The 10,003-nt window shown below is 68.7% G+C and carries 11 protein-coding genes; 5 read left to right on the top strand and 6 right to left on the bottom strand.

What is annotated here, in order from left to right; all coding sequences use genetic code 11:
- Nucleotides 1–1,254: 1,254 nt before the first annotated feature.
- Entirely contained in the window at nt 1,255–1,770 is a 516-nt protein-coding gene (locus ACWDS7_RS42715; protein WP_451933935.1) for a hypothetical protein, read from the bottom strand.
- Between the two features lie 670 nt (nt 1,771–2,440).
- Between ACWDS7_RS42715 and ACWDS7_RS42710 the strand changes: the two genes are divergently transcribed.
- A complete protein-coding gene (locus tag ACWDS7_RS42710) occupies nt 2,441–2,779 on the top strand; it encodes a hypothetical protein (protein ID WP_451933934.1) in 339 nt (112 codons plus the stop codon).
- On the opposite strand, the gene ACWDS7_RS42705 is transcribed toward ACWDS7_RS42710, so the two are convergent.
- The 3 genes from ACWDS7_RS42705 to ACWDS7_RS42695 all read right to left on the bottom strand — a co-directional run bounded on the left by ACWDS7_RS42705 (nt 2,763) and on the right by ACWDS7_RS42695 (nt 5,284).
- Complete coding sequence (locus ACWDS7_RS42705) at nt 2,763–3,332, bottom strand: tyrosine-type recombinase/integrase (RefSeq protein WP_451933933.1); 570 nt, start codon at nt 3,330–3,332, stop codon at nt 2,763–2,765. The two genes, ACWDS7_RS42710 and ACWDS7_RS42705, sit on opposite strands and share 17 nt — an antisense overlap.
- The gene (locus tag ACWDS7_RS42700; protein WP_451933932.1) at nt 3,298–3,825 is read right to left on the bottom strand and encodes a hypothetical protein; all 528 of its coding nucleotides are present in this window, start codon (nt 3,823–3,825) and stop codon (nt 3,298–3,300) included. Before ACWDS7_RS42700 ends, ACWDS7_RS42705 begins: the two co-directional genes overlap by 35 nt.
- 601 nt (nt 3,826–4,426) lie before the next feature.
- Nucleotides 4,427–5,284: a helix-turn-helix transcriptional regulator gene (locus ACWDS7_RS42695; protein ID WP_451933931.1), complete on the bottom strand. Its 858-nt coding sequence runs from the start codon at nt 5,282–5,284 to the stop codon at nt 4,427–4,429.
- 184 nt (nt 5,285–5,468) lie between these two features.
- On the opposite strand from ACWDS7_RS42695, the gene ACWDS7_RS42690 reads away from it, so the two are divergent.
- From ACWDS7_RS42690 to ACWDS7_RS42680, 3 genes are all read left to right on the top strand, one after another.
- Complete coding sequence (locus ACWDS7_RS42690; protein WP_451933930.1) at nt 5,469–6,524, top strand: aldo/keto reductase; 1,056 nt, start codon at nt 5,469–5,471, stop codon at nt 6,522–6,524.
- 26 nt (nt 6,525–6,550) lie between these two features.
- Nucleotides 6,551–6,853 carry a putative quinol monooxygenase gene (locus tag ACWDS7_RS42685; RefSeq protein WP_451933929.1) on the top strand — a complete coding sequence of 101 codons (303 nt, stop codon included), beginning with the start codon at nt 6,551–6,553 and terminating at the stop codon, nt 6,851–6,853.
- A 224-nt stretch (nt 6,854–7,077) separates the two neighbouring features.
- On the top strand, nt 7,078–7,737 hold the full coding sequence (locus ACWDS7_RS42680) for an MFS transporter (RefSeq protein ID WP_451933928.1): 660 nt from the start codon (nt 7,078–7,080) through the stop codon (nt 7,735–7,737).
- Here the strand turns inward: ACWDS7_RS42680 and ACWDS7_RS42675 are convergent.
- On the bottom strand, nt 7,692–7,958 hold the full coding sequence (locus ACWDS7_RS42675) for a DUF4158 domain-containing protein (protein WP_451933927.1): 267 nt from the start codon (nt 7,956–7,958) through the stop codon (nt 7,692–7,694). The genes ACWDS7_RS42680 and ACWDS7_RS42675 overlap by 46 nt on opposite strands.
- Before the next feature lie 282 nt (nt 7,959–8,240).
- Nucleotides 8,241–9,155, bottom strand: a complete 915-nt coding sequence (locus tag ACWDS7_RS42670) for a quinone oxidoreductase family protein (RefSeq protein WP_451933926.1) — start codon at nt 9,153–9,155, stop codon at nt 8,241–8,243.
- A gap of 129 nt (nt 9,156–9,284) precedes the next feature.
- On the opposite strand from ACWDS7_RS42670, the gene ACWDS7_RS42665 reads away from it, so the two are divergent.
- On the top strand, nt 9,285–10,003 hold a 719-nt coding region (locus ACWDS7_RS42665; protein WP_451933925.1), incomplete at its 3' end, for a TetR/AcrR family transcriptional regulator C-terminal domain-containing protein.

Raw genomic sequence — 10,003 nt, 5'->3', positions numbered from 1 at the left:
GTCGGGGAGGGTGCGGCCGGTGGAGGGCGAGATCGCCCCCATCGTGGTCTTGGGGAAGATGTAGCCGTTGGCGTGGCTGAGGCGTACAGCGGGAGCAGGAGGCCTTTCCCCCGTGTCACCCGCGGTGGTCGTCCGCGCGGGCGAGGCGGTCCGATCTCCGGAAGGAGGCGCGCCGCCCTGCAGGCCGGCCTGCAGAACATCCAGCGGCCGGGTCGCGGGCGAGCCAGGACATACGGTGCGCCTTATCCCACAGGTCGCCGACGTAGGCGCCGTCGCTGGGAAACAGCACGTGCCACACTTCGTCCTGGGTCCACGGGCCGCCGTCGTGGGCGGGCTGCCCCTGGGCCAGACGACGGCGACGCCCTCGATGCGGCCGTCGGGGCGGCGGTAGATCCAGGAGCGTTCCTCCTGAACAGGCTGGAAGGCGTCCCCGGGACTCCAGGTGGGCGCGTTACGGAAAGCCTCGTCAGGGAAGATCGCGAGAAGGGTCACTGTGCCGGCGGCGGAGTTGTCGAGGTGGGCGGTGGCGGCGTGGGCTCGGCGGATACGGGCGGAATGCTCGGCTTGGTCCTGACGAGTCCTTACGTAGAGAGGGTGGCCACGCCGCTCAGCGTGAGCGTCCATGCGTGCTCCGCAGGTTCCGTGGCAGGTCTCAGGCAGGTGCCGACACCGGCGCCGCCTCCCCGGAGCGCCGCCGTAAGATCACCGAGAGCAGACCGCTCTGCCGGTTCCGTACCGGTAATGTGATCGAGTGGCTTCCCCCCGCTCAGGCCTTGTACCCGTGCACGTGGGTCATCTCCGGCCGGATCCCTCGGACACCGCGGGGGACGCGTGGCTGTTGCGGGGGCGGCAGCGCCGCTCCGCGCTCATCGAGTCCGCGCTCAACTGACATCGGCACGGCCTGGACCCGCACTGGACCGGGATGGAGACCAGGCCTGCGTCGCCGCCCTGGAACCGAACGTCTTCCCCAGCGGAGGCGGGGACGAATTGCATCGCTTCCTGGAGGGCGCCCGCAGCCGCGACGAGACCGCTCTGGCCGTCATCCCCCTGGGCGACGGGGCCGACGACACCCCTCGATCCGCACTGATGCGGGACGGCGCCTCCTTCTACCACCTGCGCAGCTTGACGGCCCGGACGCTGCTGGAGCGCCACATCAGAACTGCCCTGTGCTGTCTGCTCTTTGATCTCACGGGTGATCCCCTGGTCAAGAGCCTTGTCTGCGGCACCCGCCCAGGGGACGCCGTCGATCACGGCTCAGCGCGTGTCAACCACGGCCTGCCGGATCAGCTTGACGGACTCTTCGCCCGGTTCCTTCCGGAATCCGTCGGTGTCACACACGGTGTACGGTCCCATGAGCCGTGTGCCGGCAGTGCTGGCCAGGTACCACCGGCCGCCGACCAGCGCCAGCCGGTAGTACGGATCCTGGGGGTCGACATCGACGAGGGATGGATCGACGCCACACAAAACGTCGACGCCGTGTCGCTCTCCCATGTGCTCTGCGACGCGGAGGTCAGGGTACGGCCCAAGTCCACAGTCGTACCCGCCCAGCACATCCAAGGAAAGCGGCCACGCCGGATCTTCGTTGCCCACCAGGCGTATCCACAGGTCCCCCATTTTGTCCGGAATGTCGGCGTCGTCCGGCTGAACCACCAACTGCAAGCCAGGCGGGATCAATTCCACGAATGTGGCAACCACGTCGGCAACGGTGAGTGCCCGTGACACGGTGATACTGAACATGACCGTCACATAACCATGCGGAGCAACTGTCACGAGCTGTATTCGATATCTGTGTGGCAGGCGAGCGTGTCCCCGGTCAGGTACCGCAGACAAGATCGAAGGGCATGCGTAGGGCTATCGACAGGGCGAACGTTGCCTGATGCGGCACTAGTCCGGGTTGACCCAGACGCTCCGACCGAACTTAAAGGTGCTCTCTGCGCCGGGACGAACGATGCCGAGCGGAATTCCGCTGCAGTCTTCTCCGGCGGACACGAACGCGATTTGGTCGGTGCGGTTCCGGACGAACATCGGCGAAGTAGTCGAGTTGTAGCACTCGCTGGGGTTGCGGAACGTTTGATTTCCGATGATGAGTTCCCCCTGGGCGGCGTACGCGGTGCTGGGAAGCACGAGGGAGGCAGCGGCCAGGGCTGCGCTTACGGCGCACGCTGTGAGTCTGGGGTATCGCATGGTGGTCCTTCCGAGAGTTATTGCCACTTATTGTAATTGTGAAGATACAAAGAGTCACTGTTGATCGGATGGCACGCCGCAGCGAAGCCCGCATGCCGCCGAAGCGTAGAGGAGGGCCCTCCACTCGGGTCCGTGTCACTAGCCTCGGGTCCGTGTCACCAGCCGCAAAGTAGCTCTACATGATGAAAGCTACGGACGGTAACGGAGGTCTTCTCCCGCCGAGACGGGAAATCGCGGTCCGCTTACGGTGTGGACCATGAGTGAAGACGAGCCGGAGTTCGGGTACGGCGTGGGCGGCCGGCCGCTGTGGACCGTGCGGGACCGGGACACTGAGGTCGTCCGGACCGTGCTGCGCAAGGCGGGACGGCGGGAGTTCGGCGAACGCCATGGCGGTTTCGTCGTCGAGGGCGGAGACGACGGAGCGCCGTTCCGAGTGGCCTGCGCCGATGACGCTGAGAACTCCGTGCGGGAGCTCCTGCGGTACGAGGCCGATCTGCTGAAGGCCGGGTACCGCGTCGAGCCGGACCCTGGCGACGATCAGATGCTGCAGGTGTGGATCCCCCGCGTGATCTCGCGGTCTACCGGGGTGGCGTGAAGGTCAGCGGGTCCGGCGACGCTGGGCGGGACCGGCTTCGGCGGTGATACGGGCGGAGGTTAGTTCGCCGAGCCGTATGTAGCGGCCGAGGCTGGCCAGGTGCTGGTGACGGCTCTTGGCCTGCAGCTCGGGTGCGCTCCCCGGCCTGGGCCAGATGCTGCAGCGCCGGGTGCCGCAGCTGGTGCAGGGGCCACCCGGCCCCGTGCGGGTCGAGCTTGGCCGAGGCGGTCTTGAACAGGTACTCGGCGCGCGGGTAGGACAGCCGGCCACGCTTGGTGACGGGGTCGATGTCGGCGGCCGCCGGCGCGCGGGGCCCGGGGACAGGAGCGCGCCGGCCGGCCAGGAACACCGGTCCGGAGGTGCGGCCCTGCGGGAGGCGGGGCAGCAGCCGGGCGGTGCCCGTCTGCCGGTGCACGTACTCGAGCGCGCCACCCTTGGAGACGACGCGGGCGCGGCGGAACTCGGTGCCGAGGTCTTCGACGTTCAGGGTGAGGATCTCCTCGGCGCGGGCGGCCGTCTCATACAGCAGCCGCCGCAGCAGCCGCTCCCGCAAGGCGTGCCGGTCGTCGGTGAACAGGGTCTCCAGTCGAGAGCGCGGGATGGAGCGATCGCCGCGGCGGGCGGTTTTGCGGCGCTCCAGCCGCCGGGTTGGTGGCCAGGGTCTCGTGGCGCTGCGCCCAGGTGGTGAAGGAGCACAAGGCCGACAGGTGCCGGTTCCAGGTCGCGGAGGCCGCGCTCTTCCACCGATCCATCACCGCGGCGTAGTGCTCGGGGGTCAGAGCGGCGGTCGGATGCTCGGCGCCTGTGACGGTGATCAGGCGGGTGAGGGTCTCGGCGTAGCCGACGCGGGTGGTGGCCGCGGCGATGGAGTCGAGAAAGCGCTCGACGGCGGTCGCGGTCATGGGGCCGGCCGTGTTTGGGGAGGTTGCCGGGTTGGGCTGGCTGGGGAACGCCACGACGGGCACGCGAGCCTCCTGCTCTGCCGATGTGACACATAATGTTGCCGAGTCGGCCTGGCGGCCGAGAATGGCGAGCTGCGTTTCCACCGTCTCGATCGGGCCAGTGTGACAGGCAATTCGTATTACCTGTCACGTCTGCATCGCGTCCGGCTGCCGTGATCGGTATGGGCTTCTCCACCTGTCCTATCTCGCCGAAACCGAGATGGCCGGCGTCGAAGTCGTCCGTCCACGAGGCCGTCACGAACGTTGACGCCGGCGCGTTCGAGAACCGTCGACAGTCGGCCATCGAAGGGGCACGCGGTCCGCCGGCGTTCCAGTTCCGAGACCTCCTTGCCCGGTGGCACCTCCAGCAGCAGGTTCGGCGGGGAGCAGGGGCGCCTGCCCCCGCCAGTGCCGACCCTCCACAGCGCGGGCAGGTCCCTCTGTCCGCTCGAACCCGAGCGTGCAGTGCAGCCACGTCCGCCATCCGCTCGACCACGTCCACGACAATCTCCGCCAGGTGCGGGAGAAGATCTTCAATGCACGCCGAGCATGATCAGCTACTGAATCGCTCACCGTCACCGGATCGGCGACAGAGGCAGTAAACGTACAGGCGTGATCGGGGACCAGGTCGGCGTCTGGCAGGCGCCGTGAACGGACCGGCCGGAGGGTCGTTCGACTCTTGGGCGATGGCAACGGTCTGGGTGGCTCAGCCGGCGGGCGTTCGTTGGCTGGTCCAGGCGGCCAAGAGCTGGAGCGCGGTGTGGGAGGCCGATCCCTCGTCGGTGGTGTGTACCACCAGGGCCAGTCCGGGGTCGTCCGGCAGGCGCAGGGTCTCGTAGGCCAGCTCGAGCTCGCCGACCAGCGGATGCCGGTACAGGTACCGTCCGTGTCTTTTGTCCTTCACCTGGTGTTCTGCCCACAGCTGGCGGAACTCCGCGCTGGCAGCGGAGAGCTCTTCGACCAGGGCCGCCGTGGACGGGTCGGCGGGTCGGTGACCGGCGTCCAGCCGCAGGAAGCCGACGAGATCGCGGGCCCGTGCCGGCCAATCGGCGTACAGCCGGCGCATGTCCTCGTTCAGGAAGTTCAGCCGGGCTATGTTGCGCTGCTCGGGTGGCAGCGTCCCGAAGTCGGTGATCAGCGCGGCGGCCAACGGGTTCCAGGCCAGCACGGTGGTGTTGCGGTCGACCAGGTAGGCAGGCACATCGCGGATCGATGACAGCAGGTGGTAGATGCCTGAGCGCAGCGGCCGACGGTCGGCGGGGCCGGCTGCGGTGGCAGGGGCCGGTCGGGCCAGGCGGTGCAGATGCGCGCGTTCGGTGGCATCCAGCCGCAGAACACGGGCGACCGCGTCCAGGACTTCCGTGGAAAAGTGCACGCTGCGGCCCTGCTCCAGCCGGACATAATGGTCCACGCTCATCCCGGCCAGCAGGGCCAGTTCCTCCCTGCGCAACCCGGGGACACGCCTGCGGCCACCGTATTCCGGCAGGCCAAGCGCTTCGGGCCGCAGCCGGGCTCGGCGCGATCGCAGGAATTCACCCAATTCCGCACGTCTGTCCAATTCCATGCGACGAGTATCCCTGTCCCGTCCCCCTGCTGCCGTCGCGAGCCTGGTCATGCCATGCCTAGGCACTGGCGGGCACTGGGTCGGCCGCTGCCGGGAGACCACAGTGGTGTGCACCGGAACGGTTCCGGTGCCAGACACCCCCAGAGGGTGCCTGGCCACCCGATCTCACAGGGAGCACTGCGACATGAGCACCACTGACGTGCCGACCCGGCCTCTCGGCACGACCGGCATGGACATCACCTGTCTGGGTTTCGGCTCCTGGGCGGTGTCCGGGTCCGGCTGGCGTTTCGGCTGGGGTGCCACCGATGACGCCGAGTCGATCACCGCGATCCGCCACGCCGTCGCCTCCGGCGTCAACTGGATCGACACCGCCGCCGTCTACGGACTCGGCCACTCCGAAGAGCTGGTCGGCAAGGCGATCGCCGACCTGCCCGAGGCCGACCGGCCGTACATCTTCACCAAGGTCGGCTTGGTCTGGGACCCGGACAATCCGTCTGCCGCGCCCCGGCGGATCATGAAGCCGGCCAGCGTCCGCCGCGAGCTTGAAGACTCGCTGCGGCGGCTGGGCGTCGAGCGTATCGACCTGTACCAGGTGCACTATCCCGACACCGGCGAGTCGCTGGAGTACGCCGGTGGCGGGTTTGGAGCGGTGTCGCCCAATGCCACGCCGCTGGAGGAGTACTGGCAGGTCATGGCCGATTTGAAGGCCGAAGGCAAGGTCCGGGCGATCGGGCTGTCCAATCACACGCCCGACCTGCTCGAGGCCGCCGAACAGATCGCCCACGTCGATGTCATCCAGCCGCCGTTCTCCGCGATCAACCGCTCCGCCGCGGCCGAGATCGCCTGGGCCCGCGCCCACGGCGCCGGTGTGATCGTCTACTCGCCGCTCCAGTCGGGGCTTCTCACCGGCTCCTTCTCCGCCGAACGGGTGGCGAACCTGCCCGCCGACGACTGGCGCGCGGCCCACCACGACTTCACCACCGGTCTGACCGCCAACCTCCAGCTCGCCGACGCACTGCGCCCCATCGCCGAACGTCATGGCCGCACCGTGGCCGAGGTTGCCGCCGCCTGGGCACTGGCCTGGCCCGGCGTTACCGGCGCCATCGTCGGCGCCCGTAAGCCGGAGCAGGTCGACGGATGGATCGGAGCGGGCGCCGCGCAACTGACCCCGGCAGACCTTGAGGAAGTCGCCGCCGCGATCATCGCCTCAGGCGCCGGTACCGGCCCCGCCCGGCCGTAACCGCCTGCCATCACGCAAGGAGCCCGATGGAGATGTCCCTCATCGTCCTCACCGAGTGCCTGGCCGCGCCCGGACAGGAAGACCGGCTCCGCACCGCCCTGGAGGCGATGATCGAACCGTCCCTGGACGAACCCGGCTGCCTGGCCTACCGCATCTACACCGACCCCAACCGCCCCACCAGCATGGCAGTGGTCGAGGAATGGGCCAGCTCTCGAGCCCTCCAGGAGCACTACACCTCTCCGCATTTCCGCCACGCCAGGCAGGTTCTGGGGCTGGTCCTGGCCGAGCCGATGACCCTGCGCAGGCTGGTGAACGCCCCCAATAGTTGATGAAAGTGCTGCTGGGCACACCCGCGAGGGTGTGCCCAGACAGTGGTGACACAGGCCCGTGCCCAGCGCGCGCATGCACTCGCGGTACACCCAGGCGCTGCCGGGCGAGCACCGTGCCCTGTGCGGCAGCGGCGAGCCGTGGCCGATGCCGGGCAGGGCGTCGTACTCGGTGGCGAGCACGACTTCGGGCCCGTCAGCATCCGCTGTGATCGCACAAGAGCGCGGTGGCCATCGCCTGGGCGCTGGCTATCGGGGCCTTCGCCATCGGCACCACCGAGTTCGTGATCGCCGGCGTCTTGCCCGAGGTTGCCGCAGACCTGGGTGTCTCCGTGCCCATCGCGGGGATCCTGGTCACCGGCTACGCGCTGGGCGTCGTAGTCGGCGCCCCGCTGCTGACCGTGATCGGGACGCGGTTGCCGCGCAAGGCCATGCTGGTGCTGCTCATGGTCATCTTCCTGGCGGGCAACGTGCTGTGCGCGCTCGCCCCCAGCCACGCCGCGCTGATGGCGGGTCGCGCGGTGGCCTCCTTCACCCATGGTGCGTTCTTCGGCATCGGCTCCATCGTCGCAGCCGGTCTCGTGCCCGCCCATCGCAAGGCGGCGGCCATCGCGCTGATGTTCACCGGCATGACGCTCGCCAACGTTATGGGCGTGCCCAGCAGCCGCTCGACCCTGCCCGGCCTGGGCGGCTCGATCTTCTCCTGCCGGCAGCGGGCCAGCAACGCCGCCCGCAGCCGATCACGGGACATCTCCAGCGGGCAGATCCTGTCGGCCAGCCACACGATCAGCTTGTCCTCGTCACCGACCGTCGGCTCACGAAACTGGTGGAACTTCCGGATCTACGCCCGGTGGTACTCGATCGTCCGCCCCGACCAGGCGTACTGAGCGAACAGGCCAGCATCGACCTTCACCTGGCCGGCCATGAACTCCACCGCGGCCCTCGACACATCCTCACGCCGAGGGAACCGCGCCTCCAGCTCGAAGAACTTCAGCATCAGCGCGAACCCCGGCCGAGTCACCCCCATCTTGTTCGCCACCAGGCCGAGCTCGTCCTCATCCAACGTCCAGCATTCGATGAGGTCCTCTAACTCCCACTCCCGCCGCATAGCCGGGCCTTTCTCCCGATCTGCACGTAACGACCGGAAGAAACATGACCTGCGATCAGGCGACTACCCAGCGGTATCGCATAGTTGTGACCACTACGTACTAAATCCGATGTGTAGCTCAACGCTATTTTGTGGCTGGTGACACGGACCCGAGTGGAGGGCCAAGTGCACGTGATCGCCGACGGAGGCATGCGCTCGTCCGGGAGGTTGCCCTGTTGATCGTGGAACTTTGGTGACGGTCCCGAACCGTGACGCCTGACCCCCTGAGCGGGCCGCTGAGCGTCACTGGGTGCGCAGGACGACCCGGCCGAGGTTGCTGCGGGCAGCCACTAGCTCGATGGCCTTGGCGATCTCTTCGAGCGGTAGGTCGACGTACCGGGGATCCAGGCGCCTGGCAGCGAGCAGGTCCCACAGCTCGGCGCGGCGCGCGTCGATCAGCTCGGGCCGGGTCCGGCTGTCCAGGCCGATGGAGAATCCGATAACCGACTTCAGGCCGCCGAGCAGGCTGCCGGCGTCGACGGCACCGCCGCCCGCGCTGAAGGCGACCAGCCTGCCACGCGGGGTCAGGGTGTCCACCCCGCGCTGCACCAGGTCGCCTCCGACCCCGTCGAGGACCAGGTCGAAAGGATCGCCCCATGCCGGCTCGGCATAAGTCACCACGTCGTCGGCTCCGCACTCGCGGACGAAAGCGGCCTTGTCCGCCGATCCGACGGCGGCCACCACCCGGCTCGCTCCAAAAGTCTTGGCGAGCTGTACGGCGAGGTGCCCGCAGCCGCTGGCCGCCGCGGTGACCAGTACGGACTCGCCCTGCGCCAAGCGGCCCGCCCGCACCACGCTGAGCGCGATCAGACCGCCACGTACCAGAGCCAGTGCCGCCGCGGCGTCCACCTCGGCGGGCACGCGGCCGACCAGCCGGGGATCGGCGAGCACGAAGTCGGCGTAGACGTCTTCGAAGACCACCCCGCCCACCCGGTCGCCGACCTCGAAGCCCCGCACCTCAGGACCGGCCGCCACGACGGTACCGACCATCTCACCGCCCGGTCCGGCAAGGCCGCCCGCCGCCAGCATCCGGACCAGACCGACCCCGACGCCGACCGCTTCCGTGCGCACCAGCAACTGCCCCGGCCCCGGAGCGGGCACCGGCGCCTCGACCACCTCGGTGGGACGACCGACGGGAAAACCGATCTTGCGCATCATGCGCTTCTCCTCATCCTCACAACGTTCAGCAGCGACGACCCTCAACTTCAACAGCGTTGAAGTTCAACGCTGTTGAAGTGTGCGGAATACTGAAGGCGGCCGTCAAACCGCCTACGTGAAGGAGCTGGCATGCGGCTCAGCCGGGACCAGGTGCTCGACGCCGCGCTGGATCTGCTCGACAAGGTCGGGCTGGACCAGCTGACCATGCGGCGTCTGACCACCGCACTCGGCGTGCAGAACGGTGCCACATACTGGCACTTCCGCAGCAAGCAGGCGTTGCTGGAGGCCATGGCCGACACCTTGCTCATCGACGTCACGGCCGGGCTCGACCCGGCGCACTCCTGGCACGAGCGGCTTACCGAGTTGGCGCACCGGCTGCGCGGCGCGCTGATGTCCCGCCGGGACGGGGCGCGGTTGTTCTCGGCGGTCTTCTTCCCGTTGCCCAACGCGCTGGCCTACGGCGAGGCCATGATCGCCGCCCTGGGTGAAGGGGGCCTGTCCAGCCGCGACGCCGCGTGGGCCGCCGATACCCTCACCTACTACGTCGTCGGCCACACGATCGAGGAACAACTCGCCGTCGCGCTCCCGGCCGGCGGAGACGAGGCCGTCGGCCGGCTCGCCGACGCCGTCGACCCGCAGCACCACCCCAACCTGCATGCCGCGCTCGCCCACATCCCCGCACCGCAGGGTCAGGACCACTTCGACTACGGCCTTCACCTGGTCGTCAACGGCATTCGCGTCGACACGCGAGTCTCCCCTGAGGCCCTGGCCCGCCGGCGGGAAGGCCGGGACCCGGCTGCCCGACGTCGGTGTGCAGACGATGTGCGAGGGCGGCGGCCAGGCCAACG

It is taken from the genome of Streptosporangium sp. NPDC003464 (assembly GCF_053588315.1).
The sequence above is the reverse complement of the archived record's forward strand: the minus strand, read 5'-3'. Positions and strand labels throughout refer to the sequence as shown.

Coding starts and splice junctions, on each gene's coding strand:
- ACWDS7_RS42710 (WP_451933934.1), top strand. CDS start 2,441: ATGAGTGAAGACGAGCCGGAGTTCGGGTACGGCGTGGGCGGCCGGCCG.
- ACWDS7_RS42690 (WP_451933930.1), top strand. CDS start 5,469: ATGAGCACCACTGACGTGCCGACCCGGCCTCTCGGCACGACCGGCATG.
- ACWDS7_RS42670 (WP_451933926.1), bottom strand. CDS start 9,155: ATGATGCGCAAGATCGGTTTTCCCGTCGGTCGTCCCACCGAGGTGGTC.
- ACWDS7_RS42695 (WP_451933931.1), bottom strand. CDS start 5,284: ATGGAATTGGACAGACGTGCGGAATTGGGTGAATTCCTGCGATCGCGC.
- ACWDS7_RS42685 (WP_451933929.1), top strand. CDS start 6,551: ATGGAGATGTCCCTCATCGTCCTCACCGAGTGCCTGGCCGCGCCCGGA.
- ACWDS7_RS42675 (WP_451933927.1), bottom strand. CDS start 7,958: ATGCGGCGGGAGTGGGAGTTAGAGGACCTCATCGAATGCTGGACGTTG.